Raw genomic sequence first — 24,150 nt, forward strand, 5'->3', positions numbered from 1 at the left:
CGCATAGGATATGCTAGTGAAGGCTTTGCAATAGGAGGTTATATTTTTAGCCTTCGTACATCAATCCCCCACTGATTGTTAGTTGAACCAATCGGGCTTTTACGGGCAGTTATCCCCCACCTAGTATTCCTCGTTTACACTCATAACCTTGAGGTGAGGGTCTTACTGCCCGTTAATGCGGGATATTAGGAGTAAGGCTCAACTTGCCTTACTCCTTTTTATTATAGACGCCCCTTGACGTTAGATCGACATTCCGCCAGATATCTCTATGCGCTGGGCATTGACCCATCGATTCTCGTCGGAAAGCAGCGAGGCGATCGCCTGACCGACGTCTTCGGGTTGACCTACACGACCAAGAGCCGTCATCTCTGCAATATGCTTGTTCAACTCAGGATTATCGCGGACCATGCCACCGCTGAAATCAGTCGCGATGGCTCCTGGGGCGACAGTGTTGACAGCGATTCCGCGCGGACCTAATTCTTTCGCCATATAACGGGTCAGGACCTCGACCGCACCTTTCATGGATGCGTAGGCACCGCTTTCCGGCACAGCGATGCGTGTAAGACCTGTGGAGATGTTCACAATCCGGCCGCCATCATTGATAAGCGGTAACAACTTCTGAGTTAGAAAGAACACTCCCTTGAAGTGAACTTCGTAAAGCTTATCCAACTCTTCCTCGGTCGTCTTCTCAAATGCATTGTGATGCGAGATACCGGCATTGTTCACGAGGTAATCGAATCGCTCAGCTCCCAGCTCTTTGAGCGCCCGACCTATGCTTTGGACAAAGGAGTCAAACGTGCTGACATGACCGGTATCTAACTGTAAGGCGATGGCATTGCGCCCCGATTCTCGTACTAGGGAGACGACTTTTTCAGCTTCTTCTTGATTAGAATTGTAAGTGAAAATCGAGTTAATGCCGCGGTTTGCAAGACTAAGTACAGTGCTTCGGCCAATGCCGCGACTTCCGCCTGTAACAATGGCAATCTTTGTGTTGATCTGTGTCACGTGAATTCCTTCTTTCATTAAGAATACTAGTTTTCTAACCAACTAGTTAGTTAGAATATACACCTAACTAACCGGTTGGTCAAATGATTGATCTATGTGATATATTGTAAACAAAATTCAATTTATAGGAGGGACATCATTTGAGAAACGCTGAAGCAACAAGAGAACGGATTCTAGAGGCAGCTATGAAGGAATTCTCCTCCTATGGCATTGCGGGCGCGCGTGTTGATCGCATAGCTAAAAATGCTGAATGCAACAAGAACCTGATTTACATTTACTTTGAGAATAAAGAGACGCTTTTTACAACTGTTCTCCAAAAACACCTAACACGCGTCTATGAAGAAATTGACTTTACACCTGAGGATCTTCCTGGTTATGCGGCAAGAGTATTCGATTTTGCTATGACACATCCCGATCTAATGCGGCTAATGGCATGGTACAGTTTGGAACAGAAGGTAGGCAGCTTAACTGAGAGAGCCTCTGCCCGTGACAAGAAAATTAAAGCGATAACGAATGCGCAAAGCGCCGGACAGGTAGGAACGACATTTACTCCTGGTTTTCTCTTGACTGCCATCATGGCCTTAGCTACCGCATGGTCTGCAACAAATCCTTTTGGTCCATCGCACGATACAGATGCCGCAAAAATGCCAAGTGAGACAAGAGATGCAATTGCTAAGGCTGTTAGTCTGATTATTAAAGAAAATCGCTCAGAAAAGAAAACATGAAAATACCTCTTTTCGTTGCCAAAATAGGACAAATAGAGACGTGGATGGCGTTCTTTAAAGATACAGAAGACAATACTCTCGCATTAATGAGTGAAGTGCAAATCTAGTATGAGCTAGTTATTTCTATTCTTTCACGCCATTTTGATAAGATATGATTATCTAGGAAAAGGAGATGACATATTAAATGGCTGAACAAATCGAAATAGGAAAATCAGGTTTAATCGTGAATCCCATTGGCCTTGGCACAAACGCTGTAGGAGGTCATAACCTCTATCCTGATTTAAACGAAGAAACTGGTAAAGAACTTGTTCGTACGGCTTTGGATCATGGCATCAATTTTTTAGATACTGCTTTTATTTATGGACCTGAACGCTCAGAGGAGCTAATCGGGGAGGTCATCAAAGAAAGAGGATCCAGAGATTCAGTTGTCATCGCAACGAAGGGTGCTCATAAGTTTGTGGATGGCGAGGTGGAATTTGATAACTCGCCTGCGTTTTTAAAAGATGCCGTGGAAAGCAGTTTAAAACGGCTTCAAACCGATTACATCGATTTGTTTTACATTCATTTTCCAGATGAACACACACCAAAGGACGAAGCGGTCGGCGCGCTCAAAGAGCTAAAGGATCAAGGAAAAATAAAAAGCATAGGTGTGTCTAACTTTTCCATCGAGCAATTAAAAGAAGCTAATAAAGACGGCTACGTAGACGTTCTGCAGGCTGAATACAACCTTTTCAAACGGGAAGCAGAAAAAGATCTATTGCCGTACACAGCAGAAAATAATATTTCATTTGTTCCTTACTTCCCGCTCGCCTCAGGGTTGTTAGGCGGCAAATATACAAAAGATACGAAATTCAATGATATTCGGGCAAAAATTCCGCTGTTTCAAGGGGAAGCGTTTATTCGCAACTTGGAAAAAGTAGATCAGGTACGTGAAATCGCCAATGCGAAAAATGCAGAGGTGGCGCATGTTGTCCTTGCCTGGTACTTAACCTGGGATGCTATTGACACAATCATTCCTGGTGCAAAAAAACCCGAACAAGTAATAAACAACTTAAAAACATTGAACGTTGAGCTAACGAAAGAAGAAATTGATAAGATTGACTCCATTTTTAAAGATTAAGGCATGTTCCTTAAACGATTCCAGGCCACCTAATTACGGGTGGCCTTTTTACGTGCAGTGATACGATCTCAACTAACACTTCGAGACATCAAAATATAATATCTATTAAATTTATGATAAAATTAGTATAAAGGGAAAGAACAAATGGGAATAGAGTCTCTACTATTAAGTTTAAGCGGTTGCAAACGACACAGTAGTCATTATTGAAAACGATTACTAAGAATGGGGGAACAAGATGGAGATCTATCTTCTGATCATCACACTATTATCTATTGTTATCGTTGTTTTAGGGGTATCACTCTGGAAATGGCATGCATTTATCAGCCTAACTGTTGCAAGCCTTTTCTTAGCAGTATTTTCCGGACTATCCATGGACAAGATTGTCGAAGCCTACGAACATGGAGTCGGCAGTGTTCTTGGCCATTTAGTCGGAATTCTTGCATTAGGCACAATTTTAGGAAAAATGATGTCTGACTCCGGGGCAGGAATGCAGGTCGCAGAATTTTTCATTAAAAAATTCGGTGCAAAAAAACTCCCATGGGCGATGCTGCTTTCTGGTTTCATCATTGGGATTCCGGTATTTTTTGAAGTCGGTTTAGTCATTTTGCTTCCGCTTGCGATAGCGATTCGAAAATCAACCAATCAAAACATTCTCTTGATTGCAGTACCCGTGCTCGCCGGTTTGTCCATCGTCCACGGTTTGGTTCCGCCGCACCCAGGTGCAATGACGGCAATTGGGATTTATAATGCTGATCTGGGAGGAGTTCTTCTTTATTCCTTAATTATTGCATTCCCGGCCGCAATTATTGCGGGGCCGATATTTGCTAAATGGATTCATAAACGTGTGGTTCCTGAAAAAGAACCAGAAATCATTCGGGTTGAAACGAAAATAAAACAGCTTCCGGGCACTGGAATTTCTTTTGTCGTAATCGTTTTGCCTATTTTACTCATGGTCTTATCGATTATAGCGCCATTATTGCCGCTGCCAGAGTTTGTGGAGAATCTTCTCGCGTTTATTGGAAGCCCTGTCATGGCTCTTTTGCTTTCTGTGTTTGCTGCGTATATCTTCTTAGGCTACCGACAAGGCATGAATGGTGACTTGATCAAAAAATTAACCGAAGAATGCTTGCTGCCTCTCTCCTCAATTACTCTTATCATCGGAGCAGGCGGCGGATTCAAGCAAATTCTGATCGATAGCGGTGTTGGTACTACCATTGCCAATATGTCCGAGCAATTGTCACTTTCACCTATCGTGCTTGCCTTTTTGGTTGCCGGCTTAATTCGAGTCGCTACAGGCTCTGCAACAGTTGCCTTGACAACAGCAGCCGGTATCATCACTCCGATCATCGCCAATATGAGCGATGTCAATTTAGAATTGTTGGTTATCGCTACTGGCGCAGGATCGTTAATGCTATCTCACGTAAACGATGCAGGATTTTGGTTAGTTAAAGAATACTTGGGGTTATCCGTGAAAGAAACCTTTAAAACGTGGACAGTCATGGAAACATTGCTAGCATTTATCGCATTTGGACTAGCTCTTGTTTTAGATATATTCGTTTAAAAAAATTTTTAAGCTGTTCCATATATGAATCATAGGTTCATATACGGAACAGCTTTTTTTATTTTTTCATTTGAACAAGAAGGTTTTTCACTCCGAAAACAAATGGGCTTTGAATAGGTTCCAAAGCTGTTTCTTCAAACTTTGAAAGGTCGGAAAACTTCTTCAACAGAGTAGAGAGAACGATGGCACCTTCCTGACGTGCAAGCGGAGCGCCTAAACAAAAGTGGATGCCAAAGCCAAAACTCATATGAGGATTAGACTTTCTTTCCAATAAAAAACGATCAGCCTCTTCGAATTTATCTTCATCACGGTTTGCCGAGGCTACCCAGCTAACGACCTGTGAGCCTTTTTGGATAAATTGACCACCTATCTCAACATCTTCCTTTACAACTCGGCCAATAGCTTGGATAGGAGGGTAAAAACGCAATGTTTCCTCTACTAGATTCTGAATCAATGAAAGATCAGCACGAGCATGTTCTTGAATCTTTTTATCTTCTACCAGATAACGGACTGCATTTGTGATTAAATTGGTTGTCGTTTCATTCCCCGCCACAAGCAGCAGGATACTGAACGCCAGTATTTCATCTTCTGTTAATTTTTCACCGTCAATTTCCGCCGACAGCAAGAGGGATATTAAATCCTCTTCGGGATGAGCTTTTCTTTCTTCAATAATCTTAATAAAATAATCTCTTAAAAACTCGCTGCCTTCCTTGCGTTTTTGCGCCATTCGCTCAAAGGCTTTTTCCGAATCATCCTCTGCTCCTGCCACGAGAATATCTGAGGACGTTTTAAAAAGCTCCCGATCCTTCGCAGGTACTCCAAGCAGCTCAGCGATGATGATCACCGGTAGCGGGCCGGCAAGATCATGGACAATATCCATCCTCTCGTTCTCTTTTACTTGGTCGATCAAATACGTTGTCACATCTTCGATTCGTTTCTCTAAATTCCTTATCGCTTTTGGTGTAAAAGCCTTGTTCACTAGATTTCTCATCTTCGAGTGCCGCGGCGGATCCATCGTCAGAATACTGCCTTGAAAGCCGCTTTCTCCTCCACGCTGTGATGAAAACAGCTTTGGATTCTTTAACACGAAATGTACGTCATCATACCGGAAAACATCCCAGCAGCCTCTGCTCTCGTCATAACGTACCGGCGTCTCTTTCCTCAATCGCCCATACACTGAAAAAGGGTATAACTGATCCTCTTTTGAACGAAGCTCCTTCATCGGGATAAGGGTCGCGTACCGTTCAGCCTTTTTTATGTTCTGCTCACTCGCCATTGATTCATCTCTCCTATTTGATTTGTCATTACTCAATAAATAGCACGCTTACTGTATCGATTCAACGGACATAGCTTGAGAAATAAATCAATTGGACGAAAGTTACAAATTACTAGGATACAAGTTCTGTTTCATGACGCTACTAATCTACTGGAAATCAAAACTTAAATTAGGCCTGCTTCATCTAATTGATTCTTTTGATCAATCAAAGTGGCTTCAAGGCTTCGATAGTTCATACCCAGATCCTTTATGCTTTTGCTATTGTTTAATTTCAGGCTGTGGCCGACGTTAGTTGAAACGTATTTCCTGGTAAACCCAAGCGTTGGGGCAATAAGCCACATCAATGGCTTTGGTACTTCCCGCTTTGGTAGTGCATATTGATCTGGGAATTTTCCTTCTAATATCTTTGCCATATCAAAAACTGATGCTTCTTTTCCAGAGATGATGTATCTCCCCGAAGCATTTTCCGTAAAGGCAGCAAGTATATGTGCTTTGGCCGTATCCCGAACGTCTACCATACCGAAAAATAATTTAGGCACGCCCGTTTTATATGTGCCTTTTAGTAAATCAAGAATGGTTGAAATACTTGTAGAATCCGCCCGTTTTGTTAATGAGGGTCCTAATATAAAGCTTGGATTGATCGTTACGAGATCCCAGTTATTTTGTTCCTTCTGAATGCTCCAAGCCTCTTTCTCTGCTACTGTTTTCGAATAGTTGTAAGGCTGGTGTTCTACGGAGCTGCTCTCATTCCAATCCTTTTCTGTAAACTCTTGTTTCCCATTCATATCACGATTATCACCATGAACCGCTGCTACACTGCTAGTAAGTATAACTCGTTTTACGGAATCTGCTTTATTTACAGAAAGCAACACATTACGCGTGCCTTCTTTTGCCGGCTTTACTAATTCGTTGTAAGCATCTTTGATACCGCTGAGATAAAAAGGAGAAGCCGTATGGAAGACGAATTCTGTTCCTTCGACGGCTAGATCAAAGCTCCCTTTTTTTAATAGGTCCGCTTCATAAATGAACAAATTCCCTGGAGTCTCTTTCTCGATTTGACGTAAATGCTCGTATTTTTCCTCCTTGCCTTTATCGCGTACTGTAATTCTGACATCATGTCCTTCTTTCAGCAGGTCTTTGACTATCCAAGATGCCAAATATCCTGTACCGCCTGTTACTAACACTGTGGTTTTTTTCATTGCGTTCCCTCTTTCTTTATTCATAATTGATTAAACGTTTAAACACTCAAACTAAAAGTCAATAATGAAACTCAAATCATTTAGGGAAAACCACTTGTCAATCCTTCGTTTTAATTACAATCTGCCTCTATCGTAAGAATGAGTGCTTTTAGCTGCTCTAAGGCAGGTGCAAGCGTGAGGAAGTAATACCGTTTCGTCCCTTGCTGTTCTACAGAAACAAGATGGTTCTGTTTTAGAATTTTCAAATGATGTGAAATGGCCGGTCTCGAAAGCTTTGACTGTTCAGCAATTTCGCTAACCGTCAAGCGTTCCTTCTCTCCCAACAATAATATGATATCTTGCCTATATTCATCGCTAAGGGCTTGAAAAAGAGGGATACACGTCCGGAAATTTTCTATAGCTGCCTTGGAACCCATGGAAACACTCCTATAATTCGATAACTACGTTTAAATGTTTAAACATATTTTAAATCAAAGTACGATTCAAGTCAAAAAATCTGATGCTTAGAGATGTAAGATGTGAATAAACCGGTATAAATAATTTACGGCTCTATTCGTTGTTTTTACGACTAAAGTAAGGACCTAAATAAGACTCATGGGTGTTTACATATGTCCAGGTGAACTTTTTATCTGTGATATAAACATCCCCCTCATTGAAAAGGTCAGCAGCAGTGAGACACGATGCATTTTCGAGGATTAGCGCATACTCCGAGTGCTGATAGAACAAATAACATTCCTTTTTCACTTCTTCATGAAATGCATTATTTGCCTGGTTATCTCGTAAACAACTCTTTTTCTCATAACTAAAAAGATGCCATAAGTAACTACTTTTAAGCAAATCTATTAAATCCATTCATTTCCTCCAAAAATAAATATTATTGCATGGCTGCGGAGTCAAACAACATATTGAAACAAAAACATTCAAGACTCACGAAGCCGCTTGATATCGCTAATCGGCGGCAAACCAAACAGTTTTGAATATTCTCTGCTGAATTGGGATGGACTCTCATAACCGACCTGGAAGCCTGCATTTGCCGCGTCTGCAGTTTCTGAAAGCAGCAGGCGGCGAGCCTCTTGCAGTCTCAACTGTTTCTGATATTGCATTGGACTCATCCCCGTTACTTCTTTAAAGTGATGATGCATCGATGAGGAGCTCATATTTGCAGCTGACGCCAATACATCTATCCGCAAAGGCTCAGCAAAATTTTTCTGTATTAGATCAATTACTTTCGCAATACGCTGTGCATGGCTGCCAATCATTGCCCTTTGCTTTACAGAATCACCGTGTTCATCCATAAGAATCCGGTAAAGAATTTCCCGAATGGCGAGTGGAGCCAGCACGGGAATATCCTCGGGTGCTTCTAACAGCCGAACCAGTCTTATAACGGCATCAAGAAGAGATACATTCGTTTTACTAACAAACAATCCTCGTTCAGAGCTTCCTTTTTCGCCCAATGGTTTATCGGATTCATTCATAATGTCAACTATCTGCTGAAAGTCAAAATCTAATCTGAGGCACAAGTAGGGAGAATGAGAGGTAGCTTGGAGAATCTGCCCGGAAATTGGCAAGTCGACAGAAACAACAAGGTACTGAGAAGGATCATAATAATACCTTTCCTGCGCGAGCATCACTAGCTTTCTCCCTTGAGCGACGATACATAAAGCCGGTTTATGGATTGTATAAATTGGGTCCCCTTTTTTGGAAGCACGAATGAAAGAGAGCGATTGAATTGCCGTCGAATGTATTCCATCCTTGTCAGTAAAACGTTCAATCAACTGCGCTAATTCAATTTGACGTTCGAGATCGTTATATCCCATTTTTGTTTCTCTCGCCATACTAACTCCCCCCATATTAATAGTTAGCTCAATTTTATTTGAGTTTGGAGAATTAGGCAATAATTCAGTATTAATCCTCTACCCCTTAAAAACCATCTTGTTTCATACTTAACTTATCCAAATCCAAGGAGGGTAGAAAGGTGAACTTAATTGCCAGGCGTACAATTCCGTTTTTTCTCATCAGTTTGTTTGCTTTAGAGGCATGTGCAACAAATGAGAATGCATCTCGAGAGAACCGCGAAGAAACAACGGAAAGTAATCCAAACAAAAGAGGAGAAGAAAAAATGGAGTCTCAAAATACTAAGCATCACCCTTATGTCGGAATGTGGGTCACCGCTGACGGATATATCCGCCAAGAACTCCTGCCTAATGGCCGTTATGACGAGGCACGCGGCACGATCAAAAGTGCCTACACTGGGAGCTATACCATTAAAGGAAACCACATTGATTATGTAGATGACACTGGATTTACTGCAGATGGCGAATTTCGCGATGATGTTTTATACCACGCGGGAATGGTTTTTTATCGAGAAAAACATAAATAGCTCACAAGGAGAGAAGACATGTCAAACATATCTGAAAAAGTTGTAGTTATTACAGGTGCAAGCAGTGGGATCGGTGAAGCGACAGCACGTATGCTTGCTCAAAGGGGAGCCCGCGTAGTTTTAGGAGCAAGGAGAACGGATCGATTAGAGGCTCTTGCCTCCGAGATCCGTTCAGAAGGCGGCTTTGCCGATTATCGAGAGCTAGATGTAACAAAAAGAGAGCAAATGGAGGAGTTTATTACATTTACAAAAGATACTTATGGAAGAGTTGATGTGATTGTGAACAACGCCGGTGTTATGCCGCTCTCTCCTCTGGAAGCGCTGAAGGCCGATGAGTGGAATCGCATGATTGACGTGAATATCCGCGGTGTCCTACACGGAATTGCTGCGGGACTGCCGATTATGAAAGAACAAGGATTTGGCCAGTTCATTAACATCGCTTCGATAGGCGCATACAGTGTAACGCCAACAGCAGCAGTATATTGCGCGACGAAGTACGCCGTCCGTGCCATTTCTGAAGGCTTGCGTCAGGAGGTTGGCGGCGACATTCGCGTAACACTTGTGTCACCCGGAGTTACCGAATCAGAGCTTGCTGACAGTATTTCTGACGACGAGGCCCGACAGAGAATGGTTGAATATCGCCGCATTTCAATTCCGGCTGACGCCATTGCGAGTTCGATCTTATATGCCGTCGAGCAGCCGGCTGAAGTCGATGTGAACGAGATTATTGTGCGGCCAACGGCAAGTTCCGCTTAATACAAGGGAGGGAACTTTTATGGATAAAAGAATACTTATTTTGGCGTTCGCATCCTTTGTCGTAGGTACAGTAGAGCTTGTCATTGGGGGTATTTTAGACATGATTGCTACAGACCTCCAAGTACCAGTTGGGATAGTTGGTCAACTGGTCACCGTCTACTCACTTGTATTCGCTTTTGGATCTCCTGTACTCATCGCTTTAACGTCAAAAGTGGAACGACGGAAATTATTAATAATAGCAATGCTTGTCTTTTTTACCGGAAATATGATCTCAATGCTTAGTCCGAATTTCACCATACTTTTGATTACAAGAGTTATTCTGGCTGCAAGCTGTTCACTAGTCGTTGTTCTTTCGATAACTTTAGCTGCGAATGTAGTTGCTCCCGAATTAAGAGGTCGAGCGATTGGCATTATCTTCATGGGAATCAGTGCATCTTTGGTGCTAGGAGTACCTTTAGGAACATTAATTGGTGAACAATGGGGCTGGCGCACGACATTTGCACTGGTTGCCGCCCTCACCTTGATCGTTTTGTTATGTATTGTTCGTTTTTTACCCAAAGTTGCACCGCAACCAACGATAAGTTTGCGGGAACAGCTTCGGACCCTGAAAAATCCGAAGATCGTTTCCGCACATGCCATTTCGATTTTACAGATGACCGGGCAATTTACAATCTATGCCTATATTACGCCGTTTCTACACGATACGATGAATTTATCAACTTCAATGATTAGTTTTATTTTGCTGGTGTATGGGTTAGCAGGAATTGCAGGAGGTTGGATTGGCGGCTTGGCATCGGATAAACTCGGGGCCAGAAAAACTATTTTTATTACTCTTCTGTTACACGCAACAGCAATACTTTTACTGCCATTGGCTACAATTTCCTTGATCAGTTTACTTATCGTGGTCGTTGTTTGGTGTACATTTAATATGGCACCGAGCCCTGCAATCCAAAGCTATTTGATAAAATCGGCTCCGGAATCTACGGATATTCAATTAAGTTTCAATACTTCCTCTTTGCATATCGGGGTGGCTTTAGGATCTGCAATTGGCGGTTTAATTGTGAATCAATATCCTGTCACCATAAATGCCTGGGTAGGGGGATTCATTGTGATTTTGGCTTTTTTTTCAGCAGCTTACTCTTTTACGAGGAAAAGTATGAGCTCAGTAGAAATATGTGATTTAGCTAATCGCTAGAATTAAGCGGCAGACTAGAATAAAGTTTCCCATATTATGATCTGCCGCATTTCCTATGCTGTCATATAAGAAGAACGAATGGCATTAAACTGATCGGGTAAACTATGTCTAAGTGACACCTTTACATAGGGTGACGATAGAGCATGAGGTTTCACACATTGAAAAAGAGGAGGGTCAATCCATGGAAAAAGACAATAACCGCAGTCTCACCGAAAAAAACTCAGATGCATTTGTACATGTTATTTGAAAATTTTAAAGCTTACCATTTAAACAATTCTTTAGAGGCCATTAACACCATACCAAGAATTAAAGGGTGTTAATGGCCTCTAATCTTTGTACTCACAAATTTTCACTTAAGTCCAGTAAGAAGGATTTTGTCCTTTAAAAGACGTTCAGCGCTTATGTGATTGTCGATAGGGTTTGAACAATCTCTTTCTCAATAACTGAATCATTAACTGTATTGAGATATTCCGGTTTAAACAGCTGATACTTTTTCATTTGATAAAAGTCCATAAGTGCTTGTTTTAAGGTAAGATCATACTTTATGGAAAATGAAGGTACCATGATGCGACGAAGGACAGCATCATCTTGAACCATAAACAACACAGCATTTATCCGGTTAAATATCCCCTGATTCATACCGGCTTTAAAGAAAGACTCTAGGTTTTTAATACGATTTTGCTGGGCAGACACAAGGTTTTCAAACAAATATGGATAGGATTCTTTAAGATCAATTAAAAACAAATCAGATACATAGATAACACATTTCAATGAATGTTCAAACGTTTTTTGGAAACGCTCGGCAAATGAAAAATTTTCATCTTGTACAATGGTATCTGCTTCATCGAGGTAGTTAATATAATGCGCTACGACTACCTCTATGATCTCGTCTCTCGTTGAAAAATTCTTATAAAGTGTTCCTTTACTAATATCCATACACCTTGCGATATCATCTATTGTCAGTTGACTAAACCTGGTTTTTCTTATAATTGGTTTGATCTTTTCGATGTATTTGTCAGTACTTGCTGATTTTTTCACAAGAATAAGCCTCCTTTCTTTACATACACCATTATATCGAATTATTGTACAAAATAAACAATATAAGAAAAAGAAACGCACTATACTAAATAAGTAATTTTAGTTTACTTTGTTTATTTTGTGTTATATACTTTTTGCGAAGAATCAAACAAGGAGGGGATAAAGATGAAGACGATTTTAATTACAGGAGCTTCTTCGGGTATTGGAAGAGCAACTGCCAACTATTTTTCAGAGCGGGGATGGAATGTGGTGGCTACCATGCGGTCTCCAGAGAAAGAAACGGAATTAAATCGATTGGATTGTGTCTTGGTGACAAAGCTAGATGTCGAGCGAAAAGCAACGATTCAAGATGCTATCACAAAAGGAATTGAACATTTCGGTAAAATTGATGTCCTGCTGAATAATGCGGGTTATGCTGCATTTGGCCCTTTTGAAGCTGCGACTGATGTTCAGGTCAAAAAGCAATTTGATGTGAATGTGTTTGGTGTTATGAATTCAACCAAAGCCATTCTGCCCCATTTCAGAACGAACAAGGCAGGAATGATTATTAATTTATCGTCTATTGGTGGACGTGTTGCCTTTCCACTTATATCCCTCTACCATGCGAGCAAGTGGGCAATTGAAGGATTTTCGGAATCACTTTACTATGAACTAGCAACTCAAAATATTAAGGTAAAAGTGATAGAGCCTGGAAACATTGCCACGGACTTTACAGGTCGATCCTTGGAATTGATAATGGATGAATCCTTGGAAGTGTATAAAACCTATCATGAAAAGGTACTTCAAAAGCAAATGGAAAGTTTTCAGACCAACGTCTCTACACCGGAACTCGTGGCTAAGGTGATTTATGAAGCCGCAATAGATCAAACAGAGCGTTTTCGATATCTTGCAGGTGAAGATGCAAAATTTCTGGAGAACAAAAGAAAGGAATCATCGGATGATGAATTTATGAAGTTTATTACTAGTAACTTTAGATGAGACGTGGATAAGCTCTATGATCGACAGATGTTCATTTCCTATAATACGAAACCAGTTAACGCAAGTAGTTATTAAAGAAAAGACCGCACTTGTTGAAAAGGAACGTAAATTGGACCATACATATTTAGTAAGAACTAATATGTATGGTCTATTATTTGTTATTCACGCAAAATAGTATAAAAAAGGTGTGAAATAAATATAAAAGTTACAAAAGCAGCCTATATAAGGAATTCTTTTTCATGAATCGGTAAAAATATAACCGAACATTTCACAGTACCTGAGGAGGGTCAATCCATGGAAAAAGACAATAACCGCAGTCTCACCGAAAAAAACTCAGATGTTAATGCGAAATTTACCAGCGCTGCAACCGATGATTTAGCGAAAAAACAACAGTCAGATCTAAGGAGAAATTTGAACAGCGATCAAAATAAATAAGAATGAGGCCGACTCTGTTTTAGGTGTCGGCCTCTCCTTTTTACTCCCCTCTATAGATCCGCACGGTTTTCACCTCATAAGGTGTTACCGTTAACTTGATAGGACCTGCCTTTTTCTCCTCTGCTGTGCCTCGTTCCTGAAGATCGCATTCCAGCCAGCCATCATACTGAAAGGCAGGTGTGATCGTGACGTCCTGTGTTCCGCCGGCAAATTCATGAAAGCGAATAATGAGATCCTCGTTGTCTTCTGCTTTTTTCACTGCATCCAAGTGGAGAAATGGATGATTGATGGCAAAGAGCTGCTGATTTCCTTTCGCAAACCCTTCTGAAACTGTAAAGGGGTGATTCAGCTTCCATGCTTCCTTTACCGTTTCCGCTTCGACCCAGCTGTTTGCGTGCGGGTATAAAGAATAAGTAAAGTGATGATTTCCTTGATCCTGCATAAAATCCGGCGCTTTTGCCGATTTAATTAGAGACAGGCGGATGACGTGATCCTTAATGTCGTGGCCGTATTTACAGTCATTGAGCAGGCTGACTCCGTAGTTCTGTTCAGAAAAATCGACCCACTGATGGGCAACCGTTTCAAACTTTGCCATATCCCATGACGTATTCCAATGGGTCGGCCGCTTCACATTGCCAAATTGAATATCATAGGTAGCCTGCGTAGCCCTGATTCTGACAGGGAAAGCGACCTTCAAGAGCTGCTGCTGCTCGTGCCAATCGACATGAGTGGAGAAATCTATCACTTTCCGGTTTTTATAAAAAATCATTTCTTGCGTGATGGTTGACTTCCCGTAGCGCCAGCTGGCTTCAATTGAAACTTGCAGAGCACCCGCTTTTTTCAGCTTGAAATCCTCGAGATTTGAAACCTCGGTCATTTTGTCTTGATAGTAAATATCAATATCCCAGGCATCAAATTCGAGCGGCTTATCCTCAAATATCTGAAATACATTTCCTTTTTCATTTTCAGCAAGCACATGTCTGCCGGCTTCTTTATCAAATAGAGACTGGATTTGTCCTTGCTCATTAAATTCCACTCGATAAAACTGTGTTTCGAGCACTTGCTCCTCAAAGTCAAACCAGTCGGCGGCAAGAGGCTTCCTGTTCTGTGAAGGCTGCAGTTCGATTTGTTTCCAGCCGGTTTCCGGTACCTGCTTCACTTCAACAAGCCAGCTGTTATCCTTTTTCTGAGCTGTTAGTTCATTTCCTGCTTCATCCACCCATGTGCCTTCCTCGTCTGTTTGAACCTCAACGATTCCATCCAGCAACCAGCTTGATGAATTATAAATCGTCCATGCTCGACCCTTACGTTCTGTTAATGCAAGAACAGCATCATGAAGCAGTTGATCGACCGTTTCTTCAGCTTCCTCGTATTCTTTTTTGGAATCCTCATATACCTCCCGGATAGAGGAGCCCGGAATAATATCATGGAACTGATTTCGTAAAAGCGTCCGCCAGCTTTCCTCCAGCCGGGTCGTTGGATAGGTCTCCCAACCTCCCAAGGATACAGCTTTCCAAACATGCATAAACTCTGTTTCTCTCAGCTTTAATTCAAGAAGACGGTTCATTTTTTTATTGTATGCCTGGCTCGTATATGTACCGCGGTGGTACTCAAGGTACAGCTCACCATCCCACGTCGGCACAAACTCTGATGTTTCCTTTACCTGTTTGTTCAATTCCTCAAAATACGGACGGACGTTTCCGGTTTTTACATGAGGAAGACCTGGCATCTTATCCAAGCGACGCCGCATTTCCAGCATGGTCCGATTGACGCCCCCGCCCCCGTCGCCATAGCCGTATGATAGCAGCAATTCCTTTGCGAGCTCCTTATTCTTGTAGTTATCCCACGTTCCCGTTACCGTAGTAGGAAGGATTTGTCCATTATACGTGGCAAACCAGGAATTTTCAGGGCTTCCCGGGTCAGGCGTCGTTATAAATTGTGTCAAAACCTCACTTCCGTCGATCCCTCTCCATGTAAAGGTGTCGTTCGGCATCCGGTTGAACTGATTCCAGCTAATCTTTGAGGTTAAAAACGTGTCAATGCCAGATTTCTTTAAAATTTGCGGCAGAGCCCATGAATATCCGAAGACATCAGGCAGCCACAAGTAATGAACGTCTTTCCCAAACTCATTCTTAATGAACTTGCTGCCTTCGAGGATTTGGCGGACAAGCGATTCTCCAGACGGAAGGTTACAGTCGGCCTCAAGCCACATCGCCCCGTCAACTTCCCAGACTCCTTCATCAATCCTTCGCTTCATCTCTTCATAAAGCTCCGGAAAGTCCTTTTTGACGTAAGCGTAAAGCTGCGGCTGGGTTTGCAGGAATATATAATCCGGGTACTTTTCCATCAGCCTCAGCACCGTAGAAAATGAACGGCCTGCTTTTTCTCTCGTATGCTTGAGACGCCAGAGCCAAGCGACATCAATATGCGTATGTCCGATACAGCGGATCGTTACGTCTGAATGCTTTTCCAGCTGGTCTATTTCCGCTTGTAAAAAATCATTCGTACGATAAACTGAGTGATAAAAAGGATCCGATCCGGGCTCTTTCCAGTCTATGATGCGAAAGGCTTTATCCAAAAGGGACAAAAGCTTCACCCGTTCAGGAGAGTGATCCTGCAGCACTTTTATCGTTTCCAGCATCGCATAGGCCGTATAATAGAGGTCGTCTGTCTGTTCGTCCAAGATCGCAATTTCTGCCTGGGCGATTTTATGCTCCTGATCCTTCCGCTCGCCTCCCCCCTCTAAACCGGACCAAAGCCTGAAGGCTAAATAAATTGGCGAATCGCTCCATTCTTTTTCAAAAAACAATTCCTTGTGGTTCGAATCGATCGCCTGATACATCTTTCCGTTCACATACAATTGCGATTCAAAACCGGAATTGCCCCCCTCCCCTGTTTTTCCGAAGTCAAAAAGACCGACAACCGTATCTTCTGCCCATTCTTTCGGAATAGTGATTTCTTTTGCAAGCCAAAGATAACGATCTCTTCCTTGCCAATAGCTTCCCACGTTAATCGTTTCCTTAAAATCAGAAGGCTCAGGCACCTTTGGGGCAACTAAAGCTTCTTCATCTTCTTTTGAAAAAAAGACCTCAAGGCTTCTCCGCTCGCGATAGCGGTGCTGTTCAAGTTCTTCAATTCTTTTCTCGATTTGTTTTTTCTTTAAAAAAGACATCTGTATTCCCCTTTCACATTTATCCCTTTGTTGCTCCTCCTAAGCTGAATCCCTTGGACATGTATTTTTGCGAAAAACTGTAAAGGACGATGGACGGCAGGGTATAAAGCAGGGAAAAGGCCGCTAATTTTCCATACTCCACCATGCCATAGCTTCCGAAAAACTGATACAGTGTGACTGATGCAGGCAGCTTCTCCTGCGTTTGCAAAAGAATGTAAGGTACGAAGAAATTCCCCCAGCTTCCTGTGAAGGTGAAAATCGCAATCGTAAAAATTCCGGGAAGCATGAGCGGAGCAACTATCTTTCGCAGTCCGGTAAGTACAGAAGCCCCGTCCACCCATGCCGATTCTTCAAGCTCAAGCGGAACTGAATCCATGAAGTTTTTCATCATCCAGATTCCATACGGCAGAGCCGACGCCGCTAAAAACAACGTCGTAGCTAAAATGGAATCCTGCAGCCGTAAAAACAAAAACAATTGATACACAGGTACCATAACCGCTGTAATCGGAAGTGCTGTCATAAACAAAATCGAAAGCAAAAACGATTTCTTATATTTTAATCGATACCTGGATAATGGATACGCCGCAAGTCCCGCGACGAGAACAACAATTGCCGCCTGGCCTAGTGAAATAAACAGGCCGATGGCAAAGGATCGCAGGTTCGCAGGATCTAACAGGATGGAGCTGTAATTTTCAAGCGTCACTTTTTCAGGAAGCTTAATGGCCTGCCCGGCATGCAAATCTACTGATGACAGAAGGATCCACAACAACGGAAGCAGAAAACAGAGCGCAAGAAAAACAAGAATGACATAATGAACGGCTTTCTCCTTTTTTGATATCCTCATATGAATTTCTCCTTTTAAAGTTTCACCTTCATCGAGCGCATATAAAGCAAGCTGGCGATAATGCCAATGACCAGCAAAACAAGGGAGATTGCAGTTCCATAGCCAAATTGATAATTAACAAATGCTTGGTTATACATAAAAATTGGCAGGATTTGCGTAGAATTTCCCGGACCTCCGCCTGTCATCGTATAAATCAGCGTAAATACGCCCAATGTCTGCAAGGTTACAAGCATCATATTCGTCACTATTGAACCCTTCACCAGCGGCAAAGTAATTTTGCTGAAAATTTGAAAGCGAGAGCCTCCATCGATAACTGCCGCTTCCTGAATGCTTTTCGGCACATCATCCAAGGCAGATTGAAACACCATCATCGAAAAGGCTGTCCCATGCCAAATATTTGCGATGACCACACTCACCATTGGAAAAGAAAAGAGCCATGATACGGAGGTGAGGCCAAAAGTCTGCAGGATCGTATTCAATGTTCCATCATCACTTAAGAAAGCCACCCAGCAAAACGCAACGACGATTTCAGGCGTCACCCAGCCGGCGATCACAATCATTCCGACCCAGCGGCGGAATGTTATGTTTTTCTCTTTCATAAGAACAGCAAGAATTAATCCGAGCAGCACCTGGCCGATGACTGCGGAAAAAAATAAAAAGACGAGGGTGCGATAGACACTGATGCGAAACTCGGGATCTTGAAACATATTGACGAAGTTTTGAAAGCCTACAAATTGAATGTTCGCAGCATCAGCCCCGGTTAAAGATAAATTCGTAAAAGAAAAGCCAAACGTCAGGAGAACCGGTGTGATAAAAAACAGCAGCAAAAGGATCCAAGAAGGCAGTAAGAAAAAAATTGCTTTTCTGCTTTCATGATTTCTATTCCGTTTCATGACAATAGGGCTTGTTTTCAAATCGGGGGATGGAATTCCCATCTTCTTTTCCCCCTTCCAACAATTAAAAATAAACGATTCATGATTCTTAGCATCACCTTTCGCTAATCCTCCATAAAAAGCAGGAGGGGACTAGAATGTCCCTCCACTGATTGAAGAATATTCTACTTGACTTCAATGTTCTCCTTTCCGACTACTCTTTCGACTCCGCTCTTATATTGCTGTACTGCCTTCTCAGGAGTCAGCTTGCCGGTCGCCACCGCTTCGACAACTGTTTGGATCTGTGTTGAAACAGCTGGATACTTGTCATTCGCCGGACGGAACTGAGCTGCCTTCAAATATTCTTGAGCTTCCTTTGCGAACGGGCGGTTTATATATTCCTCTACCTCAACGGCATCCTTCCGTGTATTTAAATTCCCATCCTGGAGCGTACGGTTGACGCTATTCTCTTTTTCCATCAAAAACTGAATAAACTCCCATGCTTCTTCCTTAAGATCTGATTTCTCAGAAATTGACCAAGCCCATCCGCCGGACATGGTGATTGTTCCCGGCTCCTGTCCGTTTTGGGTCGGCATCGGGGCAAAGCCGATTTTTTCCTCGACGTTTTCAATCGGCGCAGGTCCATTCTCCGTCCAACGTCCCGCATTCCAGCTTCCATCTAATCCAATCGCCAATTTACCTTCAGGCATCAGCTTTTCAAACGCGATATTCCCTGACTGTCCGCTCATAACGACCGACAACTCAGGTCCAACTTTATCTTTATTAAACACTTGGTCGATAAAGGCAAATGAATCTTGCAGCCCTTTACTGTCTACCACCCACTTTTTTGACTGCTCATTATATAATGTGTCACCTGTCCCGTAGAGCAGCATTTCCAGTGTTTGCATCGAAACAGCTTCACCATTCGCCCTGCCGACTTGCATTAACAGCGGATTGACATCCGGGACTTTATTTTTCACAGTCCGGGCTGCAGCCAAAATATCCTCCCAATTTTTCGGCTGCCACGGAACTGGCAGGCCTGCTTTTTTGAAAATTTCTTTGTTGTACCAAAGCCCTCTTGAATCGGATGTAGCCGGCACTCCGTATACCTTCCCATCTTCTGCAGTGACACCTGTTTTTAAATTGTCGATGATTTGCTCCCATCCGTCCCACTTAGAAACAAGATCGTCGATGGACGCGAGATAACCGGCATTGGCATCCGAGTTCAGCATAAATGTATCCTCTGCCACGACATCAGGGGCAGTACTTGAGGATTTCATCTGAAGCGCTACTTTGGAAAAGTAATCACCTTCACTTGCAGTAATCGGAGTAATTTTCACGTCAATATCCGAATGCTCCTTTTCAAATTCCTCTAAAACATCTGAATCAAAATATTTCATTAGCGGATCCTCAGAACCGGCAGATCGAAAGACGACAGTAACCGTCTTTTTGTCCCCTTCTTTTGAATTTGATGCACTGGAGCAAGAAGTCGAAAGCATTAGAACACCAATCAGCACCGCTGCAAACCAAACAAACTTCCTTTTTGTCATTCCGTGAACCCCCTTAGTACACTTTTTCACACGAGATCATAAAGAATGTTGTAAGCGCATTCAATTTGAGTTTCATAGATTGGTAAATCTGTTGCTATTATATAATGGCCCTAATTGATATGTAAACATATACTTTTTATTTCACTCTTTTTAATCATTGATAAACAGGCATTTCTCACGATTGTTATTCTAAAATTTCTATGCTACGCTGAAATTGGATATATCAATTCATAAAGAAAGTGAGATCTTCATGTCTAAATCATTATATAAAAACCTTTATGAACAAATTAAACAGGATATTCTTAATGGCACCTATAAAACAGGTGAGCAAATTCCTTCTGAGCTGGACCTGGCTTCTGCCTACGGCGTGAGCCGAATCACGAGTAAGAAGGCACTTGAAATGCTTGCAGCTGAAGGAATTGTCGAACGTCATGTAGGCCGGGGAACTTTTGTAAAAAACCAAACAACCATAAATCAGAATTCATCTTCACAAAAAGTGATTGGTCTGGTGATGGTTAGTATGACTGAGCATTACGGAACAGAAATCGTCTCTGCCATTGAAGCCTTTGCTGCGGGAAAATGCATGGTCGTTCTTCGCTTAACCTACGGAATTCCGGAAAAAGAGGATGAGGCCATTAAAGAGCTAATGGAATTTGGAGTAGACGGACTCATTGTATTCCCCGCTAAATCAGAATATATAAGCGAACGCATCCTTCAGCTTGTCATCTCCCAGTTCCCTATCGTCGTCGTCGACCGGACAATCAATGGAATTAACATGGCATCCGTTAGAACGGATAATTCAAGGGCCGTCCAAGCCGGTCTGGAATATCTGACTTTTTTGGGACATAAACATATTGCCATCCTGTCCCCCTCGCTACAATCGAATAATGTCCTTGAAGAAAGATCAAAAGCGGTCATTCAATTCAGCGCTGACCGAGGTATTTTTTTTCAAAGAAAGCACTGGCTGACTTCCATTCATGGAGATAGCGGAATCCCTGAGGAGGAAGCAGAAAAAATCCTTCGCCACCTAAGACAGTATCCGGAGATATCCGCCATTTTCGCCTTCGAATACCCGATTGCCTTACTTGCTGCAGAAGCAATTAAACGACAATCGAAGCATCTCGCCGAAGACATTGATTTAATCTGCTTTGACAGCCCGCCCACTATGTTCGGCCAGCCTCCGTTCACTCATCTCCGCCAAAACGAAAAGGCGTTGGGCGAAACAGCACTTGCAACATTGCTGAACCTAATGAATCAGGAAGAAGCAGAAAATAAAATATCGATTCGCGCAGAGCTTATCGTCGGGCAATCGACGAGAGGAAAAAAAGTAGACTGACTATAGGTTGTTTTTTTATTATTCTTATCATCTTAAAATCTTTTGGTTAAAATAAAACAGAAGCAGGCATTATGCTGCTTCTTTATTTTTCAAGATATAGAGCTCCTCGTTCACCGTATACAACGGAATCCTCAATATACCTTGACAAGAATATTCCGAAATGGTTATATTTAAAGTGAAAGGAGAAAAGTTATATGGGCGTAAAAATCACAACAACTATGAATGCACTGGCCGAGCCCAACCGACTACACATTGTCGAACTTTTGCGTGAAGGTCCTCTCACTGTAGGGGAAATTGCTGAACGCCTTGGTCTCCTCCAGCCACAAACTTCCAAGCATCTCCGCATACTAAATGAATCCGGACTTGTCGAGGTGCAACCGGTTGCTAATCGGCGCATCTACAAGCTACGGCAGCAGCCATTCCAAGATCTAGATCATTGGCTGGAATCTTTTCAAGGTGCATGGCAAGAAAGATTTGATCGATTGGATGATTATTTGAGTGGGTTGCCGAAAAAAGACTGACAATCCCTCGAAAAAAATGACTGGAGGAAGGGAAATGTCCGAAAACAAAGTGAAAAACAGTTTTACTACGAACGTAGAAGGACGAGTACTTGTTATGGAGAGGATCTTTAATGCACCGCGAACTCTCTTATTCGAAGTGTTTTCAGACCCTGAACATTTGGCCAACTGGTGGGGACCAAGAGGATGGCAAACAGAAAATCGTAAATTTGAGTTTAAGCCTGACGGCGTATGGCTTTATTGCATGCGTTGCACAGATGAGAACCAAGGAGAATTTTTCGGCCAGGAATCTTGGGGAAAAGCTGTATATCATGAGATAATCGTCCCCGAAAAAATTGTCTATACTGATCAGTTTGTAGATGAGGATGGCCAACCCGTCGGCGGGATGCCAGAGATTAAGATAACAATGGAATTCATTGAACTTGAAGATAAAACGAAACTTATTACACGTTCTGAATTCACTTCAATCGAGAATCTTAAGCAAGTAATGGATATGGGCGTCGTCCAAGGATTTGCTTCACAGTTCGACCGCCTCGACGATTTACTAGAAGAACTTCAGTAATAGACCATAAGCAAACAATTGAGGTTGACTCTTTTTTGATGTCAGCCTTTTTATATTTTTATTCTGTAATGTTTGCTGAACCTCTACCTTTAGAAATTTCTTCTTCTTTAAGCCTGGATATGCGTCGTACTCATCTCTAATAAGCAATCTTCAGGAGTTCGGTCTGATCTCCCCTCTTAAGAATGCGGAAAATTCTTAAAAAATCAAATCGTATTGCTCATTTTACAGCATTTTATCCAAAAAAATTGATGCTCAGGCACTGTTCAAAAATTAGAATGGTGTTATTTTTAATTAAATTGAGAAATCTTCCTGAGATAAATTGACCAAGCATTCGTCTAATATAGTAGAAGCGAAATACCGGGGGCTAGTCTATGGAAAGCAAGAAAATAATTTCTGATTGGTTTTATCAATACAGCAATGATATTTATCATTTTTTTATTTACCGGATGGGAACTTCAGATGTGGAGGATCTTGTTCAAGAAGTGTTTATTAAAGCTATAAAGGGGATTGACTCCTTCAAAGGAACCTCAAGCCCGAAGACATGGTTGTACAGTATTGCGAGAAATGTTGCGGTTGATGAACTCAGGAAAAAGAAAAGAAACAAATGGAAGGAGTTTCTTTCTCTTAATGATAAGCACGAATCAGCCACCAAAGAAACACCAGAAACCATTCTTCAATTGAATGAAGAAAACAAAAGGCTTTTTCAAGCGATTCAAACGCTGCATGGAACATACCGGGACATATTAATTATTCGGGGGATCACCGGAAGAAGCGGCGGAGATATTGAAATGGAGCAAAAAAAAGGTACATACAACTTATCACAGAGCAAAAATTGCATTACAAAAGGAGTTGGGGGAAATTGCTGATGAATTCTAATAAAGATACGCTAGAAAAACGTTTAAGTTCAATGCCTCAGCCCAGCTTAAGGGAAGAAGTCAAAATGAATATCCATCGAACCTTAATGGAACAAGAAAGCACAAAACATTTCGGGACTAAAGGTAAGCAAGTTTTTAATATATTTGCGGGAGCGGCCGTCGTACTCATCTTTTGCATTACTGTTTTCACTTCAGTCATTCATCAGCAGGACCACGGAGCCCAAACAGAGTCATTGTACCTTTCAACAAATACGACTGAAAAAAACATCCGTGACCTCCTACCTTATCGAGACAGCTATATTGGAGACAATGGCGCTGTCATCGGAATACTCAATAAGCTGCCTGTACCAAACGGCCAAAATCAACAACAAATATCATTACAGACGAAGAAAAGCCCATACGGCTTGACTGTGAATTACAACTTACAGGAAAACTCGCCGAAAGATTTGGCTTCGCCTGCTAACAAGGGGATCTTTCTTTACAACTCCACCTCTCTATTTATTTTGATTCAAAATGTCGAGCAGGTCACCTTTCATTTTGCGACTGAAGAGGGTCCGTACTCCTTTACGATCTCAAGAAACGAATTAGAGGACTTTTACAAAATGGATTTGCACGAATTGTCCACCGATGTACCAGCATGGACCCAAACAGTGATTGAAGAAACGTTAGCTGATAAGACAAAAGTTGAAGATTTTTATGCTTCGCATCCGCTCAAAAAGGAGTGATCCGCTCAAGCGGATATATTAAGAGCAA

General features: G+C 42.1%; 24 protein-coding genes and 1 pseudogene. 14 read left to right on the forward strand and 11 right to left on the reverse strand.

Annotation, left to right across the window (positions count from 1 at the left end):
• Positions 1-240: 240 nt before the first annotated feature.
• The gene (locus JOC74_RS11845) at positions 241-1,005 is read right to left on the reverse strand and encodes an SDR family NAD(P)-dependent oxidoreductase (RefSeq protein WP_225970249.1); all 765 of its coding nucleotides are present in this window, start codon (positions 1,003-1,005) and stop codon (positions 241-243) included.
• A 140-nt stretch (positions 1,006-1,145) separates the two neighbouring features.
• Here JOC74_RS11845 and JOC74_RS11850 point away from each other — a divergent pair, with 140 nt between their 5' ends.
• The 4 genes and pseudogenes from JOC74_RS11850 (at position 1,146) to JOC74_RS11860 (ending at position 4,411) form a co-directional block, all read left to right on the forward strand.
• Positions 1,146-1,730, forward strand: a complete 585-nt coding sequence (locus tag JOC74_RS11850; RefSeq protein WP_053604773.1) for a TetR family transcriptional regulator — start codon at positions 1,146-1,148, stop codon at positions 1,728-1,730.
• 5 nt (positions 1,731-1,735) lie between these two features.
• Positions 1,736-1,837: pseudogene (locus JOC74_RS23515) on the forward strand (VOC family protein); the annotation flags it as partial.
• Positions 1,838-1,914: 77 nt separating this feature from the next.
• A complete protein-coding gene (locus tag JOC74_RS11855) occupies positions 1,915-2,850 on the forward strand; it encodes an aldo/keto reductase (RefSeq protein WP_053604774.1) in 936 nt (311 codons plus the stop codon).
• A gap of 235 nt (positions 2,851-3,085) precedes the next feature.
• Positions 3,086-4,411, forward strand: a complete 1,326-nt coding sequence (locus JOC74_RS11860) for a GntP family permease (protein ID WP_053604775.1) — start codon at positions 3,086-3,088, stop codon at positions 4,409-4,411.
• A gap of 58 nt (positions 4,412-4,469) precedes the next feature.
• Here JOC74_RS11860 and JOC74_RS11865 read toward each other — a convergent pair whose 3' ends face one another.
• From JOC74_RS11865 to JOC74_RS11885, 5 genes are all read right to left on the reverse strand, one after another.
• Positions 4,470-5,687, reverse strand: a complete 1,218-nt coding sequence (locus JOC74_RS11865; RefSeq protein ID WP_053604776.1) for a cytochrome P450 — start codon at positions 5,685-5,687, stop codon at positions 4,470-4,472.
• Positions 5,688-5,851: 164 nt separating this feature from the next.
• A complete protein-coding gene (locus JOC74_RS11870) occupies positions 5,852-6,886 on the reverse strand; it encodes an NAD-dependent epimerase/dehydratase family protein (RefSeq protein WP_053604777.1) in 1,035 nt (344 codons plus the stop codon).
• A gap of 110 nt (positions 6,887-6,996) precedes the next feature.
• Entirely contained in the window at positions 6,997-7,302 is a 306-nt protein-coding gene (locus tag JOC74_RS11875) for an ArsR/SmtB family transcription factor (RefSeq protein ID WP_053604778.1), read from the reverse strand.
• A gap of 133 nt (positions 7,303-7,435) precedes the next feature.
• The gene (locus JOC74_RS11880; RefSeq protein ID WP_053604779.1) at positions 7,436-7,738 is read right to left on the reverse strand and encodes a DUF4275 family protein; all 303 of its coding nucleotides are present in this window, start codon (positions 7,736-7,738) and stop codon (positions 7,436-7,438) included.
• 68 nt (positions 7,739-7,806) lie between these two features.
• The gene (locus JOC74_RS11885; RefSeq protein WP_053604780.1) at positions 7,807-8,721 is read right to left on the reverse strand and encodes an AraC family transcriptional regulator; all 915 of its coding nucleotides are present in this window, start codon (positions 8,719-8,721) and stop codon (positions 7,807-7,809) included.
• Positions 8,722-9,005: 284 nt separating this feature from the next.
• Here JOC74_RS11885 and JOC74_RS11890 point away from each other — a divergent pair, with 284 nt between their 5' ends.
• From JOC74_RS11890 to JOC74_RS11900, 3 genes are read left to right on the forward strand one after another with little or no spacing between them, the layout of a single operon-like run.
• On the forward strand, positions 9,006-9,266 hold the full coding sequence (locus JOC74_RS11890) for an Atu4866 domain-containing protein (protein WP_053606142.1): 261 nt from the start codon (positions 9,006-9,008) through the stop codon (positions 9,264-9,266).
• A gap of 18 nt (positions 9,267-9,284) precedes the next feature.
• A complete protein-coding gene (locus tag JOC74_RS11895) occupies positions 9,285-10,022 on the forward strand; it encodes an SDR family oxidoreductase (protein WP_053604781.1) in 738 nt (245 codons plus the stop codon).
• Positions 10,023-10,041: 19 nt separating this feature from the next.
• Complete coding sequence (locus JOC74_RS11900; protein ID WP_053604782.1) at positions 10,042-11,217, forward strand: MFS transporter; 1,176 nt, start codon at positions 10,042-10,044, stop codon at positions 11,215-11,217.
• A gap of 399 nt (positions 11,218-11,616) precedes the next feature.
• On the opposite strand, the gene JOC74_RS11905 is transcribed toward JOC74_RS11900, so the two are convergent.
• Complete coding sequence (locus JOC74_RS11905) at positions 11,617-12,255, reverse strand: TetR/AcrR family transcriptional regulator (RefSeq protein WP_053604783.1); 639 nt, start codon at positions 12,253-12,255, stop codon at positions 11,617-11,619.
• 165 nt (positions 12,256-12,420) lie between these two features.
• Here JOC74_RS11905 and JOC74_RS11910 point away from each other — a divergent pair, with 165 nt between their 5' ends.
• Positions 12,421-13,233, forward strand: a complete 813-nt coding sequence (locus tag JOC74_RS11910; protein WP_053604784.1) for an SDR family oxidoreductase — start codon at positions 12,421-12,423, stop codon at positions 13,231-13,233.
• A gap of 294 nt (positions 13,234-13,527) precedes the next feature.
• Entirely contained in the window at positions 13,528-13,668 is a 141-nt protein-coding gene (locus tag JOC74_RS11915) for a hypothetical protein (protein WP_158320316.1), read from the forward strand.
• A 40-nt stretch (positions 13,669-13,708) separates the two neighbouring features.
• Here JOC74_RS11915 and JOC74_RS11920 read toward each other — a convergent pair whose 3' ends face one another.
• The 4 genes from JOC74_RS11920 to JOC74_RS11935 all read right to left on the reverse strand — a co-directional run bounded on the left by JOC74_RS11920 (position 13,709) and on the right by JOC74_RS11935 (position 20,106).
• The gene (locus JOC74_RS11920) at positions 13,709-16,840 is read right to left on the reverse strand and encodes an alpha-mannosidase (protein WP_082364109.1); all 3,132 of its coding nucleotides are present in this window, start codon (positions 16,838-16,840) and stop codon (positions 13,709-13,711) included.
• Between the two features lie 19 nt (positions 16,841-16,859).
• Positions 16,860-17,684 carry a carbohydrate ABC transporter permease gene (locus JOC74_RS11925; RefSeq protein WP_053604786.1) on the reverse strand — a complete coding sequence of 275 codons (825 nt, stop codon included), beginning with the start codon at positions 17,682-17,684 and terminating at the stop codon, positions 16,860-16,862.
• Between the two features lie 14 nt (positions 17,685-17,698).
• Positions 17,699-18,577 carry a carbohydrate ABC transporter permease gene (locus JOC74_RS11930; RefSeq protein ID WP_053606143.1) on the reverse strand — a complete coding sequence of 293 codons (879 nt, stop codon included), beginning with the start codon at positions 18,575-18,577 and terminating at the stop codon, positions 17,699-17,701.
• 164 nt (positions 18,578-18,741) lie between these two features.
• Positions 18,742-20,106, reverse strand: coding sequence for an extracellular solute-binding protein (locus JOC74_RS11935; protein ID WP_053604787.1), 1,365 nt, complete (start codon positions 20,104-20,106; stop codon positions 18,742-18,744).
• A gap of 250 nt (positions 20,107-20,356) precedes the next feature.
• Here JOC74_RS11935 and JOC74_RS11940 point away from each other — a divergent pair, with 250 nt between their 5' ends.
• The 5 genes from JOC74_RS11940 (at position 20,357) to JOC74_RS11960 (ending at position 24,122) form a co-directional block, all read left to right on the forward strand.
• On the forward strand, positions 20,357-21,442 hold the full coding sequence (locus tag JOC74_RS11940) for a GntR family transcriptional regulator (RefSeq protein ID WP_053604788.1): 1,086 nt from the start codon (positions 20,357-20,359) through the stop codon (positions 21,440-21,442).
• 194 nt (positions 21,443-21,636) lie between these two features.
• Positions 21,637-21,963, forward strand: a complete 327-nt coding sequence (locus tag JOC74_RS11945) for an ArsR/SmtB family transcription factor (RefSeq protein WP_053604789.1) — start codon at positions 21,637-21,639, stop codon at positions 21,961-21,963.
• 34 nt (positions 21,964-21,997) lie between these two features.
• Positions 21,998-22,522 carry an SRPBCC family protein gene (locus JOC74_RS11950; RefSeq protein WP_053604790.1) on the forward strand — a complete coding sequence of 175 codons (525 nt, stop codon included), beginning with the start codon at positions 21,998-22,000 and terminating at the stop codon, positions 22,520-22,522.
• A gap of 371 nt (positions 22,523-22,893) precedes the next feature.
• Positions 22,894-23,388, forward strand: a complete 495-nt coding sequence (locus JOC74_RS11955) for a sigma-70 family RNA polymerase sigma factor (protein ID WP_312883811.1) — start codon at positions 22,894-22,896, stop codon at positions 23,386-23,388.
• Positions 23,388-24,122, forward strand: a complete 735-nt coding sequence (locus JOC74_RS11960; RefSeq protein ID WP_053604791.1) for a DUF4825 domain-containing protein — start codon at positions 23,388-23,390, stop codon at positions 24,120-24,122. Before JOC74_RS11955 ends, JOC74_RS11960 begins: the two co-directional genes overlap by 1 nt.
• Positions 24,123-24,150 lie beyond the last annotated feature (28 nt).

It is taken from the genome of Bacillus capparidis, from assembly GCF_017832095.1.
Taxonomy (GTDB): domain Bacteria; phylum Bacillota; class Bacilli; order Bacillales; family Bacillaceae; genus Bacillus; species Bacillus gobiensis.

Coding starts and splice junctions, on each gene's coding strand:
- JOC74_RS11865 (WP_053604776.1), bottom strand. CDS start 5,687: ATGGCGAGTGAGCAGAACATAAAAAAGGCTGAACGGTACGCGACCCTT.
- JOC74_RS11875 (WP_053604778.1), bottom strand. CDS start 7,302: ATGGGTTCCAAGGCAGCTATAGAAAATTTCCGGACGTGTATCCCTCTT.
- JOC74_RS11920 (WP_082364109.1), bottom strand. CDS start 16,840: ATGTCTTTTTTAAAGAAAAAACAAATCGAGAAAAGAATTGAAGAACTT.
- JOC74_RS11930 (WP_053606143.1), bottom strand. CDS start 18,577: ATGAAACGGAATAGAAATCATGAAAGCAGAAAAGCAATTTTTTTCTTA.
- JOC74_RS11915 (WP_158320316.1), top strand. CDS start 13,528: ATGGAAAAAGACAATAACCGCAGTCTCACCGAAAAAAACTCAGATGTT.
- JOC74_RS11880 (WP_053604779.1), bottom strand. CDS start 7,738: ATGGATTTAATAGATTTGCTTAAAAGTAGTTACTTATGGCATCTTTTT.
- JOC74_RS11960 (WP_053604791.1), top strand. CDS start 23,388: ATGAATTCTAATAAAGATACGCTAGAAAAACGTTTAAGTTCAATGCCT.
- JOC74_RS11895 (WP_053604781.1), top strand. CDS start 9,285: ATGTCAAACATATCTGAAAAAGTTGTAGTTATTACAGGTGCAAGCAGT.
- JOC74_RS11955 (WP_312883811.1), top strand. CDS start 22,894: ATGGAAAGCAAGAAAATAATTTCTGATTGGTTTTATCAATACAGCAAT.
- JOC74_RS11950 (WP_053604790.1), top strand. CDS start 21,998: ATGTCCGAAAACAAAGTGAAAAACAGTTTTACTACGAACGTAGAAGGA.
- JOC74_RS11945 (WP_053604789.1), top strand. CDS start 21,637: ATGGGCGTAAAAATCACAACAACTATGAATGCACTGGCCGAGCCCAAC.
- JOC74_RS11935 (WP_053604787.1), bottom strand. CDS start 20,106: ATGACAAAAAGGAAGTTTGTTTGGTTTGCAGCGGTGCTGATTGGTGTT.
- JOC74_RS11900 (WP_053604782.1), top strand. CDS start 10,042: ATGGATAAAAGAATACTTATTTTGGCGTTCGCATCCTTTGTCGTAGGT.
- JOC74_RS11940 (WP_053604788.1), top strand. CDS start 20,357: ATGTCTAAATCATTATATAAAAACCTTTATGAACAAATTAAACAGGAT.
- JOC74_RS11885 (WP_053604780.1), bottom strand. CDS start 8,721: ATGGCGAGAGAAACAAAAATGGGATATAACGATCTCGAACGTCAAATT.
- JOC74_RS11870 (WP_053604777.1), bottom strand. CDS start 6,886: ATGAAAAAAACCACAGTGTTAGTAACAGGCGGTACAGGATATTTGGCA.
- JOC74_RS11860 (WP_053604775.1), top strand. CDS start 3,086: ATGGAGATCTATCTTCTGATCATCACACTATTATCTATTGTTATCGTT.
- JOC74_RS11855 (WP_053604774.1), top strand. CDS start 1,915: ATGGCTGAACAAATCGAAATAGGAAAATCAGGTTTAATCGTGAATCCC.
- JOC74_RS11890 (WP_053606142.1), top strand. CDS start 9,006: ATGGAGTCTCAAAATACTAAGCATCACCCTTATGTCGGAATGTGGGTC.
- JOC74_RS11925 (WP_053604786.1), bottom strand. CDS start 17,684: ATGAGGATATCAAAAAAGGAGAAAGCCGTTCATTATGTCATTCTTGTT.
- JOC74_RS11910 (WP_053604784.1), top strand. CDS start 12,421: ATGAAGACGATTTTAATTACAGGAGCTTCTTCGGGTATTGGAAGAGCA.